Origin of the sequence: Streptomyces ficellus, assembly GCF_030406405.1 — a bacterium.
Classification (GTDB): domain Bacteria; phylum Actinomycetota; class Actinomycetes; order Streptomycetales; family Streptomycetaceae; genus Streptomyces; species Streptomyces ficellus_B.
This window is the reverse complement of the sequence record NZ_JAUEPL010000052.1, coordinates 1-18,482: the sequence shown is the minus strand read 5'-3', so window position 1 is coordinate 18,482 and position 18,482 is coordinate 1. Positions and strand designations below refer to the sequence as shown.

Annotated in this window: 13 protein-coding genes, 1 tRNA gene, 1 other RNA gene and 3 pseudogenes; 16 read left to right on the top strand and 2 right to left on the bottom strand. The window is 68.4% G+C overall.

The window, feature by feature from the left end; all coding sequences use genetic code 11:
* The first annotated feature begins 108 nt into the window (after positions 1 to 108).
* The 3 genes from QWM81_RS26180 (at position 109) to QWM81_RS26170 (ending at position 5,288) form a co-directional block, all read left to right on the top strand.
* Positions 109 to 1,449, top strand: coding sequence for an LPXTG cell wall anchor domain-containing protein (locus QWM81_RS26180; RefSeq protein ID WP_290114828.1), 1,341 nt, complete (start codon positions 109 to 111; stop codon positions 1,447 to 1,449).
* Positions 1,450 to 1,650: 201 nt separating this feature from the next.
* Positions 1,651 to 2,286, top strand: coding sequence for a hypothetical protein (locus QWM81_RS26175; protein WP_290114827.1), 636 nt, complete (start codon positions 1,651 to 1,653; stop codon positions 2,284 to 2,286).
* Between the two features lie 14 nt (positions 2,287 to 2,300).
* A complete protein-coding gene (locus tag QWM81_RS26170) occupies positions 2,301 to 5,288 on the top strand; it encodes a M48 family metalloprotease (protein WP_290114826.1) in 2,988 nt (995 codons plus the stop codon).
* Positions 5,289 to 5,441: 153 nt separating this feature from the next.
* Here QWM81_RS26170 and QWM81_RS26165 read toward each other — a convergent pair whose 3' ends face one another.
* Positions 5,442 to 5,867: a hypothetical protein gene (locus QWM81_RS26165; protein ID WP_290114825.1), complete on the bottom strand. Its 426-nt coding sequence runs from the start codon at positions 5,865 to 5,867 to the stop codon at positions 5,442 to 5,444.
* 88 nt (positions 5,868 to 5,955) lie between these two features.
* On the opposite strand from QWM81_RS26165, the gene QWM81_RS26160 reads away from it, so the two are divergent.
* The 11 genes and pseudogenes from QWM81_RS26160 to QWM81_RS26105 form a co-directional block, all read left to right on the top strand.
* On the top strand, positions 5,956 to 6,375 hold the full coding sequence (locus QWM81_RS26160) for a hypothetical protein (RefSeq protein WP_290114824.1): 420 nt from the start codon (positions 5,956 to 5,958) through the stop codon (positions 6,373 to 6,375).
* A gap of 886 nt (positions 6,376 to 7,261) precedes the next feature.
* Entirely contained in the window at positions 7,262 to 8,002 is a 741-nt protein-coding gene (locus QWM81_RS26155; protein ID WP_290114823.1) for an ABC transporter permease family protein, read from the top strand.
* A gap of 68 nt (positions 8,003 to 8,070) precedes the next feature.
* A complete protein-coding gene (locus tag QWM81_RS26150) occupies positions 8,071 to 8,256 on the top strand; it encodes a hypothetical protein (RefSeq protein WP_290114822.1) in 186 nt (61 codons plus the stop codon).
* A 66-nt stretch (positions 8,257 to 8,322) separates the two neighbouring features.
* The gene (locus tag QWM81_RS26145; protein ID WP_290114821.1) at positions 8,323 to 8,784 is read left to right on the top strand and encodes an LLM class flavin-dependent oxidoreductase; all 462 of its coding nucleotides are present in this window, start codon (positions 8,323 to 8,325) and stop codon (positions 8,782 to 8,784) included.
* Positions 8,785 to 8,959: 175 nt separating this feature from the next.
* Positions 8,960 to 9,334 (top strand): hypothetical protein, encoded by a 375-nt coding sequence (locus QWM81_RS26140; RefSeq protein ID WP_290114820.1) that lies wholly within the window; start codon positions 8,960 to 8,962, stop codon positions 9,332 to 9,334.
* Between the two features lie 24 nt (positions 9,335 to 9,358).
* A pseudogene (locus tag QWM81_RS29340) lies at positions 9,359 to 9,868 on the top strand (transposase); the annotation flags it as partial.
* Between the two features lie 1,173 nt (positions 9,869 to 11,041).
* Positions 11,042 to 11,644, top strand: coding sequence for a hypothetical protein (locus tag QWM81_RS26125; protein ID WP_290114819.1), 603 nt, complete (start codon positions 11,042 to 11,044; stop codon positions 11,642 to 11,644).
* 848 nt (positions 11,645 to 12,492) lie between these two features.
* Positions 12,493 to 13,449, top strand: coding sequence for a hypothetical protein (locus QWM81_RS26120; protein WP_290114818.1), 957 nt, complete (start codon positions 12,493 to 12,495; stop codon positions 13,447 to 13,449).
* 26 nt (positions 13,450 to 13,475) lie between these two features.
* Entirely contained in the window at positions 13,476 to 13,997 is a 522-nt protein-coding gene (locus QWM81_RS26115) for a hypothetical protein (RefSeq protein WP_290114817.1), read from the top strand.
* Between the two features lie 487 nt (positions 13,998 to 14,484).
* On the top strand, positions 14,485 to 15,336 hold the full coding sequence (locus tag QWM81_RS26110; RefSeq protein WP_290114816.1) for a helix-turn-helix domain-containing protein: 852 nt from the start codon (positions 14,485 to 14,487) through the stop codon (positions 15,334 to 15,336).
* Positions 15,337 to 15,546: 210 nt separating this feature from the next.
* Positions 15,547 to 16,596: pseudogene (locus QWM81_RS26105) on the top strand (tyrosine-type recombinase/integrase); the annotation flags it as partial.
* Between the two features lie 79 nt (positions 16,597 to 16,675).
* Here the strand turns inward: QWM81_RS26105 and QWM81_RS26100 are convergent.
* Positions 16,676 to 16,763 (bottom strand) — tRNA-Ser (locus QWM81_RS26100).
* A 72-nt stretch (positions 16,764 to 16,835) separates the two neighbouring features.
* Between QWM81_RS26100 and ffs the strand changes: the two genes are divergently transcribed.
* Together ffs and QWM81_RS26090 are read left to right on the top strand one after the other, a co-directional pair.
* Positions 16,836 to 16,934: signal recognition particle sRNA small type (ffs, locus tag QWM81_RS26095), an RNA gene on the top strand.
* A gap of 36 nt (positions 16,935 to 16,970) precedes the next feature.
* Positions 16,971 to 18,362, top strand: a pseudogene (locus tag QWM81_RS26090) (DNA polymerase III subunit gamma and tau); the annotation flags it as partial.
* Positions 18,363 to 18,482: the final 120 nt, after the last annotated feature.

The following is an 18,482-nucleotide window of genomic DNA, read 5'->3' as shown; positions in this document are numbered from 1 at the left end:
CCGGTCATACGATCAACGCCGGTCGCGGTGTGCGAGATCGTCGCTCCACAGCGGCCCCTCGCCTTTTCAGACCTTTCCGACCAAAGGGCTCCTGTGAAGATCCGCCGTATGCTCGCGACGGCTGTCGTCGCCGCTGTGACCACGCCAGCTGTACTGCTCACCGTCACACCCGCGTTCGCCGACACCGAGCCGGCCGTGCCGCAGGGTCAGGACAGGCCCGTGGGCCGGGCGCTCGCCGACGCGCCCCCCTCGGACGCGCCCCCCTCGGACGCGCCCGCCCCGGACGCGCCCGCCCCGCGCTCCCAGCCGTCCATCGCGGAACTCGAGAGGGCGGCCCTTGAGGCGAAGAAGGCGTACGACGTCGCCGTCGCCGCCGAGGCCCTCGCGCTCCAGGCACAGAAGGACGTCTACTCCGACGCCCATCCGCTCGCCGTGGCGGCCGCCACCGCGAAGAAGGCCGCCGAGGCCGCCGCCACCGCCAAGGACGACGCCGACCAGAAGCTGGCCGACGCCGAGGCCGAGCTGAAGAAGCTCGAGGACTCGGGCACCGCCACGGACCAGGAGAAGGCGGACGCCGAGAAGAAGGTCGCCGACGCCGCGAAGGTCGCCGAGGCCGCCGCCACCGCCAAGGACGCCGCCGACGCCAAGGCGAAGGAGGCCGACCAGGCGCGGGACGCCGCGCGGGACGCCGCCGACCAGCGGCTGGACGCGGCCCGGAAGGCGACGGCCGCGGCCCTCGCCGCGAAGGACGCCGCCGACAAGGCGCTCGCCGACGCGAAGAAGGAGGCCGAGGAGGGCTCCTGCGTCCCGGAGGACCGGCTCACCGTCGACGTCACCGGCCTGCCCGCCAAGGTCACCGCCGGAACGACCGTCGACTTCACGCTCCGCGTCACCAACGGCACCGGCCGGACCCTGGACGAGGTCTGGCCGGAGGTCAGCATCCACGCCACCGACAAGAGCGGTGAGAAGAGCCTGGACGACCTGCTGGACGTCCAGTGGTCCACGACCGCGTCCCCGACGTGGCAGGACCTGGACGCCGACGAGTTCGCGGGCGCCATCGAGAAGCTGAAGGCCGGCGCCCACGCCGACGTCAAGCTGCGCCTGAAGGTCGACGCCTCGGCGGTGGCCGGCGACGGGGAGGCCGCGGTCGCCGCCGACTACGTCAACGAAGACGGTACGTGCGGGGGGATGCCGGAGTACGAGGAGTACGACTTCGACGTCGTCGCCGCGGCCGTCAAGCCGGGTAAGACCACGCCGCCGAGCACGTCCGGCACGCAGGCGCAGGGCGCGACGTCCAACCAGCCGGTCACCACGACGTCCGGCAGCCTGGCCGACACGGGTTCGTCCTCCGCCATGCCGAAGGTCGCGCTCGCGGGCGGCGCGGCGGTGGCGCTCGGCGCCGGCGCGATGTTCGCCGTACGCCGCCGTAAGGCAGGCGCCGACATCTGACGCGAAACGTAGATACGTACGTACCTACGTACGCACCTACGTACCTGCGTACGGGCCCGGCTCCCAGGTCACCGACCGGGGCCGGGCCCTTGCTCGTCGGTCGGCCGACGGCCGATCAGCGACCCTGCCGCCGGCTACGCACTTGCTTTCGTCCTGCGTGCCGACGAGGATCAATGGCCTTGCGAGGGAGGGGAGTTCGCGGTGGCCAGAGTACGGGACGTGGTCCATGCGGTGGTGGCCGAGCAGGCGGCGCACGAGCTGCCCCTCGTCGAAGGACTGCTGCACTTCGACGACGCGCGCGCGGTGCGGATCCTCAGCGGACAGGGGCGGCGCAAGGAGCCGCTCGGGTTCGGGTTCGCGGAGGCGGCCGCGCTGGTCACGCCCGTCGTCTGGCTGGTGCTCGACCAGGTCGCCCGGCACGGGGTCGAGGTCGTCACCGACAGCGTGATGGAGCGGTTGCGCGGACGGTTGCGCGGGGTCCTGCGTCGCGGGGCGGGCGCATCCCCGGTGGAGCTGGTGGAGCTGGACAGCGCCCAGTTGGCCCGCGTACGGGAGCGCGTCCTGGAGCGCGCGGTGGAGCGGGGCATGAGCCGCCGGGAGGCCGAGGCGCTGGCGGACGGCGTGGTGGCCCGGCTCGCGACGGAGCAGGCGGAGCGGGCGCAGGAACCTGAACAGACGGAACAGGCCGAACGCGCGGAACAGGCACGGGCGGAACAGGTCGAGCGCGCGGAACAGGCACGGGCGGAAAGGGCGGAACGGGGGGAAGGGGCGGAACGTGCCGGTACGGAGGGAGCCCCCGTACCCCCGAACACTCCGCCGTCGCCCACCGCCTCCTAGCCGTGGGCGGCCCGGTGCTGGACACACTGCTCCGGCGGGCGCGCGCGGGTGTCGCCGACACGGGGCTCCGCTTCGCGCTGCTGATGATCCTCGTCGCGGTGTCGAGCGTCACCATGCTGCAGACCGTCCTGGCACCCAGCCCCAATGACACCCCGGGCGACGCCCTGGGCTGCCTCCTGGCCGCCGGGATCGACCCCAACAGACAGAATCTGGACAATCTTCTGCTCAGCGCCCGCCATGCCGAGACGCTGGCCGAGTGCATGTCCGGTGTGCCGAAGGTGGAGAACGCGAAGGGCCTGATCGCCACCTGCGTCCTGCTGGTGGCCGCGGCGGTCGTCTACGCGTGGCTGCCCCGCTGGCGCAACCGCAAGAACCGCACCGTGCCCGTCGAGGCGGTGAGCGGGGACACCGGTCTCACGGACGAACTGCACGAGCTGCGGGAACTCAGCGGAACCGGCCCCCGGGTGCGCTTCCGGGTCGATCCGACCCGGACGACCGCGGGCGCCGTGGCGTACGGACGCACCGGGCGGTACACCGTGTGCCTGCACGCCGGGCTGCTCGCGCGACGCGGCACCGACCCCGACGGCTTCCGGGCCGTCGTCCTCCACGAGCTCGCCCACATCCGCAACCGGGACGTCGACTTCGCGTACGGCAGTACCGCGCTGTGGCGTGTCTTCGTCGTCCTGGCCCTGCTGCCCTACCTCGTCCATGAGGCCCGGCTCCTGGCCGAAGGGCTGCTCGGCACCACCACGTCACCCTTCTGGCCCGGGGCGGCCTCCATCCTGACCTACTCCGTGCTGTCCGGGCTCCTGCTCGTCGCGCTCGTGCACCTGGCCCGCGCGGACCTGCTGCGCCGCCGCGAACTCCACGCCGACGTGCAGGCGGTCGCCTGGGGCGCGCACCCCGCCGGCTGGGACCACCCCGATCCCTCGGGTGCCGTCGTGACCCCGCTGCGCCGCGTCACCGCACTGCTGCGCACCCACCCGGGGTGGGCCGAGCGCAGGCGCGTCCTCGACGACCCGGCCCGCATGTCCGGGGCGGGCGCGCTGGAGATGCTGCTCACCGGCGTGGGCGCGTCGCTCCTGGTGCACCGGATCCTGGTGGTGCCCGGCCTGTCCGGGGCCACCGCCGGCGCGCTTCTCACCGCGATGCTGGTGGCCCCGGTGCTCTTCCTGGTCCTGAGGCGCTCGGTCGCCGCCGCCGAGGCTGTGGGGGCTGCTGGGGCCGCCGAGGCCACCGGGGCGGTGGGGCCTGCTGGGGCCGCCGAGGCCGGCGGGGCTGGGGCCGGTGGGCCTGCCACCGGGCCTGCCGGGGTCGCCGGGCCTGCTGGGGCCGGGGCGCCGGACGGCCGGGGCCGCGTGGAGTCGGGGGTGCGCGCCGGGCTGTGGCTGGGGGCGGGTCTGGTGACCGGCGCGGTCATCGGCGGCGGGCACAGCGGCAACGGCTGGCTGGTCGAGCAGCCGGCGTACTTCCTGACGCTGGTGGTCGTGGCGGTCGTCCCGTCGGTCTGGTCGGCGCAGTTCAGCCGGCTGACGCTCGCGGTGCCCGGGCGGGCGCCGCGCACCCTGGCGTCCCTGGCGAACTTCCTGGTGACGCTGGGCCTGCTCTGGGGCGGCCTGCGCTGGTGGCAGGGGTCGGGCAGCCAACTGGCCGTCGGCATCGCGGTCCATGACGGAGCGCTCACCGACCTGATCAAGCAGGAGTTCCCGGGACCGTGGGAGGACTTCGCCCGCGAGCTGTCGGTCATCAGCGCCGTCTCGCCGGCCCTGACGTTGCTCGGCAACGAAATACGGCTCGGTGCCGCGGCGCTTTTGATGACGCTCGTCCCGCTCCTGCTGCACATCTGCGTACGGGGTACGGGGCTGCGCCTCCGTAAGACCCTGCTGGCCGGCCTCGCGGGCGGACTGCTGTGCTGGGCGGGCTTCGTCGTCGGTGCGTACGCGATCCGGGGGCGGCGGCCCGGGACCGTGGGCGAGCGGGCGGGGGCGTTCCAGTACGTCCACCTGTGGTGGCAGGCCGCGGCCGTGATAGTGGCCTGTCTGGTCACGGCCGCGGTGGTGGCGGGGGTGTCCCGAAGGCACTGGATGCTGCGGGCCCTGCTCGCCGCGCTGGTGGTGCAGTTCATGGCGTACATGGCGTTCTTCCTGCTGGCGGCCGGGGACGGCTGCGTCGGCCCGCTGAACAACCTCGGCGACCGGTGCCACTGGCTGCCGGCCAACGGCCGGCTCGTGACGGAGATGGTGGCCGGCCAGTCCCTGACCGCCACCGTCCTGCTCTCCGCGTGCGCGGCACTGGCGGGCGCGGCAGTGAGCCGGGCGCTCCGCGGCCACCGCCCGGTTCGCGCCGAAGCCGCTGCCTCCCCGGCCCCCGGCATCCGGCCGTGGCGGGCGGTGCTGAAACGCAGCGCCGCCCTCGCCCTGGCCGTACCCACCTGCCTGCTCACAGCCGTGACCCACGCCGACGACATTGGCACCTCACCCCGCTCGTCGGAGGCGGGCCGCAGGTTCACCGAACTCTTCGACACCCCACCGACGGCCCGCGTCGCGAAGGTCCGCGAATGGCAGGCCCTTGCCTGGCTCAGCAAGGGCGGCCTCGACCGGATGGCCGCCCTCAGCGAGGCCTTCAGCGCCCTCGGCGAGGGTCTCACCGAGGCCGCCGACCAGAAGCCGAACGCCAACGGCAAGATCGAACTGGACGACCAGAAGTTCACCCGCCTCTGCGCCACCCTCGGCAAACGCGCAGCGGAGGCCCGCGACTATTTCCCGCTCCCCTTCAGGGAACTCGACCAGCCCTGGTCGACGGCCCTACGCCAACTCCAACAGCACGCCCGCGGCTGCCAGGACGCGCTGGCCACAGGCGAAAACGCCAAGTACCCCACCCCCGCCGAACGCAGCCGCCGCTTCCAGCAATCGCTCGACGGCATGCTGACCGCCATGAACACCGCCTCCACCGCCCTCGAAAAACTCCGCGCCACCGCCCTCCCACCCAAGAACAACGCCTGACACCTCCCCCGAAGCCGCCCGCCGCCCCCCACCAACGGCATCCCCGAAACCCGCGCAGCGGCCGCCGCGGGCCGAGGCCCTGGAGGCGAACAGAAAGACGCCGGCAGGCCCGTCACCTCCCGGCCGAGGTGTTGCCCCCGCCCGCCTTTCTGGTCATACCTTCCTGACGACGATCGAGTCCGGGACCAGCTTTTCCAGGTCGTCCACGTCCGAGCTGAAGACGGTCACCTGCCCCGTCTGCTGCCGGGCGATCACGGCGAGCACCGCGTCGATGGCGTACTTGTGTCCGTGCAGTTTGGCGTCGGCGAGGAGCCGGCGGGCCTGGCGGGCCTCGTCCTTCCCGATGTCGGCGACTTTCAGTCGGGAGAGCACCCAGTCCCAGCGCTGTTCTGTCGTCCGGCCGTCATACGCCTCGACCAGTGTCATCGGGGACGTCACCACCTCGGCCTCACCCCGGGCCGCCAGGTCGAGCCAGGCGATCATCTTGCGGTCGCCGCGCACAGCGAGGGACAGGGCTTCGCAGTCGAGTACGAAGACGCGGAGCGGCCGCTGCCCGTACTCACCGGCCCGCTTCTTCACGCGGCCTCTCCAGCCCCGGGCGGAGGCGAAGAAAGCGGCGGCACGCGATGCCGCCGACATTGCTCTGCGCGGCGCCTTGTGGAGGTGCGTGGGGCGCGATGCCCACAGCGACGTGCCTCCCCTGGCCCGCCGAAACCAGTTGCTCGCGCTGTACTTCGTCATCCCCTACCTGCGGAAGCCAGCCGGAAAGGTAGCGAGGAGGCTCTGCGTCGACGTGGCGGATCTCAGGTCCGCAATGGTGTTCGGTGCGCTGTATGGACTGGCTCTGGCGACAGAGGGCGACGACGTCCGTGACCAAGTCGTCCGAGCCGCCAATGCCGCCGGTTGGGCGGTGGAACGCGGGAACCCGGCAGAGCGCGCGACGGACCCGCACAGCCTTGTCGACCGCGCGGGCCGGCGTGACGACGACTACTTAGGGATCTTGAACGAGCTCCTTGCCTCGGCCTCGGGTCCGGTGTCCGAGGCGGAGCGCGACGGTCTCGGCGGGCCGCAGGAGGAAGCCGAGTGAGCTCGAACGCCAGGCCGTTGTCACAGTGCTCGTCCCGTTGTGGCGCCGACGCGTACGGCGTTCCCGGCTGCTGCTCCTGGACGCCCCGCTCGGCGATGGCCTGTGCCTCTACGACCTTGTCGCCGACCGGGCCAACCTTTCCGACGCCTGCCTCGGCACGGCCATCCACGACGACCGCCTCGTACGGATCATGCAGCACCTGACGCCTGAGGAACGCCTGGTCGTAATCGCCTTGGCCACCGGTGACGGCACCACTTGGACCGAGGCCACTGCCCATGCCGGCGCCTCTGAACCGGCTGCGTTCGGTGAACGAGTCCGTCGCAAGACCCGTCGCCTCGCCGTTCGGGCCGAAGAACGTCGCGCCGCAGCTCGCGCCACGAGCGCTTCAGCCCTCGCCGGGACGGTCCACAGACACGGTGATTTCTGCACCCGGTATGCCCGTTGTTCGCAGGGGGCATCTTCCCCCGCCCATTCACCGTGGAGAACCCACTGTGCCTATCGAAGTGTGGCTACTGCTTCCGCTCGCCCTTTTGCTCGGCCTCGTCTGCGCCACTGGCGTCTGTCTCTTCGCCCCGAGCCGCGCCGACCAGACCGACATCGTCGCTGTCACCAGGGAGCTGCGGATCTCGCTGCCGTCATCCTCCGCCACCGCGGGAAGCGATGACCACGCTGAAACGTGGCGAGGGCCCTCTCTCGACTAGTAGCGAACCTGAAGGCACGGACCGCCCAACGGCCGTGCTTCCGAAGCTTCTTGACCGCCTGTGATCACGAATGTAAGAGTAGTGATCGACCAAGACTCGCCAATGGCTGACTTTTTTGCGCAATGGCGGATTTGTAATATGCAGGGGGAACAAGTGAAAGAGGAAGCACGTCCGGTAATGCCAATTTGTCGGTTCGCCAAGCGACCGACGTTCCGGTACGTAGACAGCGCGACATCATCAAAGCCGAGTTCCGCCGGGTCCTGGGGTTTGCCCGCTCGCGGCCGGGCGACGTCACCAAGGCGGTCGAGTCCTGTCTGGGCGATGCTGCCTTCCGGTACGTCAGCAACCCCACCATCTTCTACGGCGTTCTTGTGGCCACCCAGGAATACAGCTCCCGCTCGATCGTGCACACGCTGATCGCCGAGCCGCGACGACGCACTGTCTATCTGGGCAAGCTCGCAGTGGGGCTGCTCGTGGCCTTTCTGTACAGCCTGGCGTCCGTCGGGCTGTGCGTAGTGGTCACCGTCTCGATGCTCGTCGCTCAGGACGAAAGCCCACAGCTCGGCAATACCGAAGTCCTGAAAGCTATCGCCGGCAGTGTCGTGGTACTCACTGCGTGGGGTGCCCTCGGTGTCGGCATCGGGGCTCTTGTACGCAGGCAGGTCCCGGCCATCGTCGGCATCTTGGTCGTGAACCAGTTCGTCGAACCCCTCATCAGGCTGGCCGTCGCCCGGACCGGTAACCCGGAGCTGGGTGCCCTTCTGCCCGGTGGAGCAGGCGATGCCGCGAGCGGGGGCACCATCGTCAACAAGGCGGGAGATATGAGCGCTCCCTCCCCAGCCGTGGGATTCATGGTCCTGTGCCTCTACGTCTTGGTACTGGTTTTCGTCGGCGGAAGGCGTTTCATCAGATACCAAGGGACCTGACACCGTTGAGCCAGCCGTTTCGGACCATGGTTCCGCCCACCACCAGTTCAAGGAAAAGGGAGAAAGGTATGAAGGCGAAGAATGAAGGAGTCATGTGGGCGGCGCTGGCCGTCTGCCTCGTCGCGGGCCTGACAGCGCCGTTTTTCGGCGATGACGGGCGGGCGACCGTGATCCCATTCGTTGTTGCCCTGCTGATTGCCATCAACATCGGCTGGCTGCGCAGCAAGGCGGGCCGCGACGACCGGCAACAGTGACGCCCGGACCCCCGTCGTATAGGTAACGCCACCTGGAAGCAGAACTCGTTGAGCACCCTTTCCATCATGGCGCCGTACGCACCGCCACGCCCGGACCTGATCCTCCCGTACGCCTCGCTTGTCCAGCGGACCGGCGCGCACCGTCTCTGGCAGGGCCAGGCGTTGTCCTGTGATCCGCACCAGACCTTCAGTTACGCCGCCGCTCGGGGTTACCGCATTCCGGTGGGCCTAGGCGTCGCCCTGATGCCGTTCCGGCACCCCTTCGATGCCGCGATCCAGGCCCATCAGCTGTCGGTCGCCATGGATCAGCCTGTGGTGGCCCGCTACGGAGTGGGGGCCGTGGAGCTTCAGCGCAGTCTCCTCGGCCGCCCCTACGCGAGCCAGCTCGGCATGGCCCGCGAGTACCTCACCGTCATGCGGTCACTCCTCGACGGCGAGAGGGTGGACCACACCGGCGACCACCTCACCTGCCACGCCGTTCTGCGGGCGCGGCCACGCCGTTCTGCCGACGCTGCCGCGCCCGCCTGAGATCGGGCTCGGTGTGCTGCGGCAGAGGGCCGCACGGCTGGCAGGTGAGGTCGCTGATGTCGCGATCACCTGGCTTACCCCGGCGGCGTACCTGTGAGAGGTCATCGTGCCGGCCCTCGAGGAGGGGGCGGCGAGGGCTGGACGACCACGTCCCCGTCTCGTTTCCCTGGTTCCGGTGGCGATCGAAGCACCAGAGCGCGACCCGTACACCGAGGCCCTGGCCAGCGCCGCCATGCACATGCAGATCGACCACTACGCCGCCATGCTCGCCCGAGGGGGAATCACCTACGACATCAACGACCCGAAGTCCGCCGGCGCTGCGATGGTCGATGGCGGTGCCTTTCTCTACGGAACCCTGGACGAGCTGGCCGGCCTGCTTGCCGAGTACCGGGAGGCGGGCGTCGACGAGGTGGTGCTGCACACCACCGGGGTGCTGGTCAGGTTCGGGGAGCAAGCCGTGAAGGAAGAGCTGGGCATGCTCCTTTCTGCGTGCGTGCGTGCGTGCGTGCCAGCCAGGGTCTGTTGCGAAAGTGATCGTGTTCGTTGGTGATCACGTCTTGGGGGACGTGGGGATCTGACGAATGGGCAGTGGGCCCGGCTTGAGCCGTTGCTGCCGCAGGGCATCAAGCCGGGTCGGCCGCAGGTGTGGACGCGGCGGCAGTTGATAGACGGCATCCCGTGGCGGACCCGGACGGGCGCCCCCTGGCGGGACGTCCCGAACGCTACTCGAGCCGGCCGACCACGGACTCACGCGTGTCTGACCGTGCGGGGCGATGAGCTGTTCGAGCTGGCGGACTCGGTGCTGTGTGCGCCGGGTGCCCTGCGCGCGGTGGAGCTGACGCTGCTGCCCGAGCACCGGCGCGGGCACGGCGCGATGTACGACGGCCTCAATCACGGCCGGATCCACACCAACCGGCTGCGGCAGGCCCTGGCCGGCTTGCGGCTGCCCCGCTTCCCGGACGGCCGTCTGGTGCTGGCCGTGGACGTCTCGCCGTGGCTGCGCTCCGACGCGCCGTGCTCGCCGGACCGGCTGTTCTGCCACGTCTGCGGACGTGCGAAGACGGCCTCGCAGTTCATAGTGCCGTCGTGCTCGTTTCCACCATCCTCAGAGATGGTGGTGCCCGGTGCCGGTGCCGGCGCCGGCGCCGGATCCGGCATGTTGTGGTGCGCCCGGTGGGGGCGCTTTCACCGAGGACAGACGACGTAACTCGGCAGTAGCGCGAGGCGTGGGGCCGGTGGTTCAGTCGCAGTCGCGGCAGCGTGCATTGGCACCGTCGAACATGGTTAGAGGGTGTACGACGAAGCAGGCGGTGCACTGCCGCTCGGAAACCTTGCGGTCGCAGCCACATCGACGGCAGTCGGGGCACGGGGCGGACTCGCAGCGGGTGCAGGCGGGGGCGTAGGAGGCGAAGTGCTCCCCACAGTGAGCGCAGGTGTAATCGGTGGGCTCGGGTGCCCGGTCTGCCGGGCGGAGGGCGCTGAACGATGCCCAGGGGGGGGCGAGGTCGGTGACGGCGATGGTGAGGAGGTAGCCGCCCATTTCTGCGGTCTGTAGGTACAGCTCCTCGCCGAGGATCCCGTCGCGGTAGGAAAGTCGTCCCCGCCCCTCGGTACCGGCCGCCGCCGGACGGGGCAGTACGGAGAACCGGAACATGACTCTGGTCACTGCCGCGGCGCAGCGGGGGCAGCCCGTGGGAGGCAGCGAAGGCCAGGGCTCCGTCAGAGTCGATAAGCAGGACAAGGCCAAGATCGCCTAGCTGGCCAAGTCGCGCCAGCTCCTCATGTGCCCCGTCCGCCATCAATCACCCCGACCTGACCTCGCGGACGTCTCGTCCGCACAGGCTTCCTCCGTACACCCTCTCCAGGCCAGCGGTAACCCGCCGTGCCGAGGGGCGAGCGGCACAACTTCGCGCCGCTCCGGAGGCGCTCCCACGCAAGAAACTGCAACCACGGAACGACGAAGATCCCGGCCGCATCGCGGTCGGGACCTTCGTTTCGGCTGGTCAGCCGCGGCGGAGGATACGAGATTCGAACTCGTGAGGGGTTGCCCCCAACACGCTTTCCAACTGTGTTGGCGGGGTGGTGGGCGGTGTGCAGGGGCGTTCACCTGCGTTCATGGGTGGTTGGCTGTCGCTGTGGGGACGGCTCCGGATCTCACCTGAACGGCCGTGAACGGCGCTGAATGAGACGGAAACTGAGACGGAGCCCGCTCATAACTCGGGTGACGGCGGGCTGCGGTCGGCGCTAGCGTGCGGCGGTGATCAGCAGAGAGGGAGTACGCCTCGGTGCGGAGGCCGCACGTCGCCTGGCGCAGACAGGACTGTATGAGTTCGAGCCGGGGCTGACCGACGCCGAGTTCACCCGCATCGAGCGCGAGTACGGCTTCGAGTTCGCTGACGATCACCGAGCGTTTCTCGCGGTCGGCCTTCCCGTCAACGTCCCTCCCGAGGACGGGCAGACCTGGTCCAGGCCATGGCCGGAGTGGCGCTGCGGTGATCTGGACAGCTTGCGTCGACAGCTCGCCTGGCCGGTCGAAGGTGTTCTGCTCGGCGTTGAACACAACGGGTTCTGGTACGAGGGCTGGGGCAAGCGTCCAGCCGACGGGACGGCAGCACTGAATACAGCGCGGTGTCATCTGGCGGAGGCGCCAGTGCTGGTGCCTGTGTATGCCCACCGATACCTGCCCGCTGGCCGGGGAAGCTTCGGGCACCCGGTGCTCTCGATGTGGCAGACCGACATCATCTATTACGGCCTGGACCTAGTCGACTACATGCACCAGGAGTTCGACGAGGCGCGAGGTGACGTCGACGAGAGCTGGAACCCGCGAGCTACGGTTCCCTTCTGGCGGGACCTTCTCTGAGGGGGTTCCGTGGCCAGGCGGTGGGCGCTCAGCTTGGGAATCACTGATGCTTCCAAGACCGGTCGCTGCCTGACCAGCGGAAGCGGGTGCCAGGGCCAGCCCAGGGGCACGCCCCGGCACCCACAGTTGACCGTGGTTCGCCCACGTGTCGGGCACGCATCGGGCACGTGGCCATCGGACGCTGTCATCACACCGGCTCAGCTCGGGGACGGCTCCGCAGCCGGTGGGCCGTCCTTGCTCCTTTCCAAGGCGCGGCCGAATTCCGGCAGAACCGTATAAAGCTCTCGCCTGTGCCCGGTACTGGGGCGAAGGATGCGAACGTCCCGATGTTCTCCCCACTCACTGCAAATCGAGCGTCCCTTGCGCGCCTATGCGTGCACTCGGCAGTCTTGAAGATCTTGAGCAAACATCGGCTTGGTGCGCCGCCCTTGCCCGAGGAAGGCACCCCAATAGACTGTCCGGTCCGTGAGGAAGAGGACGCCATCGCGAGGTCCGTCCTACAGGTTCCGTGCCGGCACGCTGTCGATCTTCTGTTCCCCGGGTTCGAGTAGCGGAGCGACACTTGCCCAGTACTCTGCCTGGCTCCTGGCATGACGGCGTTGCGCCCATCGTCTCAACATCGGTATGGCCCGTCTCGTCGACTGAGCTTCAGTATCGGGTGAACGGCAGGCTCTGGGGTGCAGGTCTCCGACTCCGGGCGCTGATTGCCTCTCAGTAGTTATCGCACGCTTGGTCGATATCGCTTGGATGGTGGTCTTCTAAGGATGATCCCCATCCACTAGCAGGCAGGCCGCAACGAGGTCATACTGTTCCTAACGGAGCGTCAATGCGCATGGGGGTGCCTTCGGTTGGCCACTGCGGGGCGAAAGAAGACTGTTGCATTCTATGAAATCGTCAGGCCAAAAGAGGCCGGTGACCCCAGGTTTCCGCACCTTGATTGGCCTAAAGTTTTGAGAAACCTTGGGAACATCGAAATGCGCCAGCGTCGGTATGTGCATGGTGCTGATGTTTACGTGGGTGATCCGATTTCGGTGCAAGGTCGCGAACATCTCGTCCTAGCGAGGCTGCGAGACGGTGACATTCAGCAGATCGATTGGGAGCGTAATCGAATTTCTGACCTTAGGCTCGGTGATAATCGCAGCGTGGTTGACACCACGATTATTTGCTTTCTTCCTTTCGGTAACGTGATTGGGGTAATTCAGGGCAGCGCCTCTGCGCCTCGGCCGACAGCCTTGCAGCGCTGGCTGAATAGCATGAATGTGATTCATGAAGAGTTGGCTGTCATGCCCTTGGTGGGGAAGAAGGCGTGGGACAAGTTAAATAGCGCTGAAGCGGTGAACCTTTTCGAGATGCGGTTGCGTCCGGGTCAGATGATGTTTCCCTCGGATGCTGATGGGTTGGGAGACTTTGCGCGGCAAGCGCATAAGCGAAACCCTGACGCGTTGATCACTCTCACCATGAAGATCCCGAAACGGCGAGGTTTTGGGAGGGATACGTCTCGTTCGCGCGGGGAGAGGCGACTCCGTGAGGACGTCCAACACTTCATTTCCGATTTTGGCAGTTTGGTCGGTCCGGATGGTGCGGTAGACAGGGCGATCGCCCATGTGATTTTGTCCGCTTCAGACGGGTCGTTGATAGAGGATCAAATCAACTTCGTGTCTGACCACATCACGGCACAAAAGCCGGTGTTTCTGCGTCGGAGTGAAGGGCAAGCCCCTTGGTATGAGGCGGCCGTGCAGGCGGTGCTCGACGTGGCCGAGGCCCACGACGGCGAGCTCAGGGATGCTGTCAGACCCATGCCCTAGGCTCCCAGTAGCCGAAGGGGGCAGTGATGGCTAGCTGGGGTCAAGCTACTCGTAAAGTCCATAATCTGTGGAGCGAGCATCCTTCCGTGGATTGGTTAGCTGCTGCGCTTTGTGTATCCGTGCTTGGGTTCTGGCAGCACGGTCATGTTCTCAGCGGGCACTCTCTCGATCAGCGGATGAGCGTTTATGCGACGGTCGCCTCTGTTGCGGCGATTATTGGCGGATTCGGTACGGCTGCCATTAGCCAGTATGCGACCAGTTCGGGGCGCCGGATGACGTTTTTGCGCGCGCGCTTCGGTGAAAGTCTTCGACGCAATTGGGTGAGCATTCTAACGTCGATGACCGCTGTTTCTGCTGGTTTGCTAGCGGTCATGTTGGGTGACACGGGTAAGACGGTCGGGTGGCCGGGGTGGCTGGTTGGCTTTTTGCTTTTTCTGGGGCTCTTACGGTCAGTGCGGTTGATTTGGCTATTTCGCCTCCTCATCGATGTCGCTGACCATGACGGAACCACTACGAATAATAACGAACCGGTGAGAATCGTTGATTAAGGTCGAGATTGGAGATACTGACCGCCTTACCGCCGGGGAGAAATGAGCTAGCCCTCAGCGTCCAACTAGGTCGGTGGAGCGGGTTTGGCCGGTGGCCTGCCCGGTCTGGGGCCGAGCATGGTCAGGGGGCCGTACGCTGGTTGGCAACTCGGGCAGGCTTTGGACCTGCCCGTAATGAGCACGAGTGGCCCCCTGGTCTTGCTCGGCGCGGGACCCGGACCGGGGAGGTGGCTAAAGCCGTGGAGCCGACCGCCCCAGCCACAGCGGGTTTTCCCTCAGCAACCCACAGCCAGAGGCGTGCGGCCGGCGGCCGGGCCGGAGCGGGGCGGAGACAGGAGCGTCGGCCCGGACGACGGGCCGCGCGCGCCGCGCTGTGCGCGGCGGATGCCTTGAACCAGTAGAGAAAATTGAATCATGCTCGGGCTGTTGGCAGTCATCGCTCCTCGCGCGCATTGGCCGTGCCGCCCCGTGGTGTAGAACCCTGACCATGGGGAGTGAGCGGCGAGAGCAGATGAAGGCGTTGGGGGCGCGTCTTCGTGGTCTGCGTGCTGAGGCTCGTCTAACGGGTGCCGTCCTGGCGAAGCGTGCCGGCGTGGGACAGCCAACCGTGTCCAAGGTCGAGAACGGGCGCATGGTCCCGAGCGCCGACGTCCTGGACCGGCTCTCCCGCGCTCTCGGCCTCGATGAGTCGACCACTCGTGAGGTGCGTGACCTCCTGGCCGCAGTGGAGGCTGCCTCGGGCTCCGAGCAGCTGGCCGATGCGGCACCCCTGCTCGGCGCAACCGTCGATGAAGAGGTGCGCTCCGCACAGCTGGTGCGTTCCTTCCAGTGCGTCGTTCTGCCGGCCATGCTGCAAAGCGCGGAGTACGCCCGGCACGTCTTCGAGAGCGCGCCGAATTCGACGCCTGAGGCGGTCGGTCGGGCTGTCGCTGCTCGTGTGGAGCGGCAGAGTGTGCTGTACGAGCCGGGCCGGGAGTCGGTGTTCGTGCTGACGGAGGCCGTGTTGCGGACCTGGCCGGGGACCCCGGCGTTGATGCTTGCCCAGCTCGATCGGTTGCTGGCCGTCGAGAGCCTGAGCACCGTACGGCTCGGGGTTATCCCATGGCGGCGGCCGGTGCCGGTGCTGCCTCGCCACGGGTTCACGTTGTGCGATCGGCGGGCGGTCGTGCTGGAGACCTTCGATGGTGAGCGGCTGACGAGCGACGCCGCTGAACTCACTGCACACGAGGACACGTTCGCCCGCTTCGAGCGAGCTGCGGTCTTCGGTGACGAGGTACGCGAGCTGGTGTTGCGGATGATGAAGGAGTTCCGCGACTTGGGAGACAGACTCACTCCTTAGAAGAATAATTCCTAAGATGCCTGGCCTGGCTGTCGCTATGGGAATACTCTGCCTCGTGCTGTCTAGCCCCCTAGACGAACTGAGGAGTTCCCATGTTCACCAAGTGGTGCCGTGCCTTCCCTGGCTTGCCCGAAGAGGTGGGGCATGCGCGTCACTTCGTCACCGCACTGCTCACTGAGCGCGGCCCGGTCGAGCATGCCGTCCAAGCTCAGGAAGCCGGGGCAGAGCTGGACGCTCCAGGCCTGGCTTGAGCACTGGGTCGAGAACATCGCCAAGCCGTACGTCTCCGAGAACACGTACGACGGTTACGAGGTCGATGTACGCGTGCACTTGGTGCCCGGCCTGGGCGCCCACAAGCTCGACCGCCTGGAGCCCGAGCACCTGGAACGCTTCTACCGGAAGATGCAGGACTCCGGGAGCTCCGCCGGCACCGCCCACCACGTCCACCGGACGATCCGGGTCGCCCTCGGTGAGGCGGTAAGGCGCGGACACGTCCCGACCAACGTGGCGGAGATCGCCAAGGCTCCGCGGCTCGAAGAGGGGGACATCGAGCCGTACACCATCGAGGAGGTTCGGAGCCTGCTCGTGGAGGCGGCCAAGCTCCGCAACAGCGCGCGGTGGGTCGTCGCCCTCGCCCTCGGCCTACGGCAAGGAGAAGCGCTCGGGCTGCACTGGGAGGACGTCGACCTCGACGCGGGGTACGTCCGCATCCGTAAGAATCGGTTGCGCCCCAAGTACGCGCACGGCTGCGGTGCCAACCCCTGCGGCCGGAAGGCGGGCTACTGCCCCCAGCGGGAGCAGACCCGTCGCGAACACAAGTCGACCAAGTCCCGGGCCGGGCGGCGCACCATCGACCTGCCCGATCCGCTGATCAAGATTCTCCGCCAGCACCAGGAGGCCCAGGAGCGGGAGCGGATCGCGGCCGGTGCCGACTGGGAGGGGAAGGGGTACGTCTTTGCCTCGCCCACCGGCGGGCCGCTGAGTCCGAACACCGACTTCCACGTCTGGAAGCGGCTGCTTCGGGACGCCGGCGTCTGAGACGGCCGCCTCCATGACGCCCGCCACACCGCTGCGACCGTGCTTCTGATCCCCGGTGTCCCGGACGTCGTGATCGACTCGATCATGGGTTGGGAGCCCGGGGGAGCGGCCCGTATGCGCGCCCGCTACATGCATGTGACGGGAGTCATGCTCCGGAAGGTCGCCCAGCAGGTCGGCGACGCGCTCTGGATGCCGTCCGGCTCCGAGGAAAAAACCGACTGAGACGGAAACTGAGACGGACAACGTCGAAGGGCCCCACCGCGAGCGGTGGGGCCCTTCGACATCGTGCCCGGTGAGGCACTGGCGGAGGATACGAGATTCGAACTCGTGAGGGGTTGCCCCCAACACGCTTTCCAAGCGTGCGCCCTAGGCCTCTAGGCGAATCCTCCGCCAGGAACATTACATGACCGAGAGGAGTGCTCGCGAACTCGTTTCGCACCCCGGCGATCAGGTACCCTTGGCGGAGCCCCTCACGTGGCGCTATCTGACTGAACTCCCCCAGGGCCGGAAGGCAGCAAGGGTAGGTTGGCTCTGGCGGGTGCGTGGGGGGCGCTTGCGTTCCTGGGGGAGCGGGCCGTGGGCCGGGTCGATTGTCAGTGGGGCCCGATATCGTCGTAAGGGTGTCGTCCCTTGCGCTGTACCGCCGCTATCGTCCCGAGTCCTTCGCCGAGGTCATCGGGCAGGAGCATGTCACCGACCCGTTGCAGCAGGCCCTGCGGAACAACCGGGTCAATCACGCGTACCTCTTCAGCGGGCCGCGTGGGTGCGGGAAGACGACCAGTGCCCGGATTCTCGCCCGCTGCCTGAACTGCGAGCAGGGGCCCACGCCCACGCCGTGCGGGGAGTGCCAGTCGTGCCGGGACCTGGCCAGGAACGGGCCGGGGTCGATCGATGTGATCGAGATCGACGCCGCGTCGCACGGTGGTGTGGACGACGCCCGTGACCTGCGGGAAAAGGCCTTCTTCGGGCCTGCGAGCAGCCGGTACAAGATCTACATCATCGACGAGGCGCACATGGTCACCTCGGCGGGCTTCAACGCCCTGCTGAAGGTGGTCGAGGAGCCGCCGGAGCACCTCAAATTCATCTTCGCGACGACCGAGCCCGAGAAGGTCATCGGGACCATCCGGTCGCGTACGCACCACTATCCCTTCCGCTTGGTCCCGCCGGGGACCCTGCGGGAGTACCTGGCCGAGGTGTGCGGCAAGGAGCAGATCCCGGTCGAGGACGGCGTGCTGCCGCTGGTGGTGCGGGCGGGTGGCGGATCGGTGCGTGACTCGATGTCCGTCATGGACCAGCTGCTGGCCGGTGCCGCCGAGGACGGTGTGACGTACGCCATGGCCACGTCGCTCCTCGGGTATACGGACGGGTCCCTGCTCGATTCGGTGGTGGACGCCTTCGCCGCCGGGGACGGGGCCGCCGCGTTCGAGGTGGTCGACCGGGTCATCGAGGGCGGCAACGACCCGCGGCGGTTCGTGGCCGACCTGCTGGAGCGGCTGCGTGACCTGGTGATCCTGGCCGCCGTGCCGGACGCCGCCGCGAAGGGGCTCATCGACGCGCCCGCCGACGTGGTCGAGCGGATGCAGGCCCAGGCGTCGGTGTTCGGCGCCGCCGAGCTCAGCCGCGCGGCTGACATCGTGAACACCGGGCTGACCGAGATGCGCGGGGCGACCTCGCCGCGGTTGCAGCTGGAGCTGATCTGCGCGCGTGTGCTGCTGCCCGCCGCGTTCGCCGACGAGCGGTCGCTGCTCGCCCGGCTGGACCGGCTGGAGCGGGGCAGCGCGGTTCAGGGCGCCGTCTTCCAGGCCACGGGGCCGGGGCCTGCCATGGGGTACGCACCCGGGCCCGAGGCTCATGGCCAGGGTCCGGCCGCGCCGCCGGTTGCGCCGGGTGGTGGGCCCGCCGCCGCTCGTGCTGCGGTACGAGGGCCCGGGGCCGGCCCGGGGCCGGAGGCCGAGCCCGTTCCGGCGCCCCCTGGGCCGGCCCCTCGGCCGCCTTCTTCAGCTCGGCGAGCGCCGTGTCGACCGCCGCCTGGTCGCGTTCGGCGCGCAGCTTGGCCAGGCGTTCCGCCTGCTGGGCCTCGATCGCGGGGTCGACGCGCAGGGGCTCGT

What these genes read in the sequence shown, in the direction of transcription:
- QWM81_RS26180 (WP_290114828.1), top strand. Translation starts at nt 109, where the DNA reads ATGCTCGCGACGGCTGTCGTCGCCGCTGTGACCACGCCAGCTGTACTG.
- QWM81_RS26110 (WP_290114816.1), top strand. Translation starts at nt 14,485, where the DNA reads ATGGGGAGTGAGCGGCGAGAGCAGATGAAGGCGTTGGGGGCGCGTCTT.
- QWM81_RS26115 (WP_290114817.1), top strand. Translation starts at nt 13,476, where the DNA reads ATGGCTAGCTGGGGTCAAGCTACTCGTAAAGTCCATAATCTGTGGAGC.
- QWM81_RS26145 (WP_290114821.1), top strand. Translation starts at nt 8,323, where the DNA reads ATGGCGCCGTACGCACCGCCACGCCCGGACCTGATCCTCCCGTACGCC.
- QWM81_RS26150 (WP_290114822.1), top strand. Translation starts at nt 8,071, where the DNA reads ATGAAGGCGAAGAATGAAGGAGTCATGTGGGCGGCGCTGGCCGTCTGC.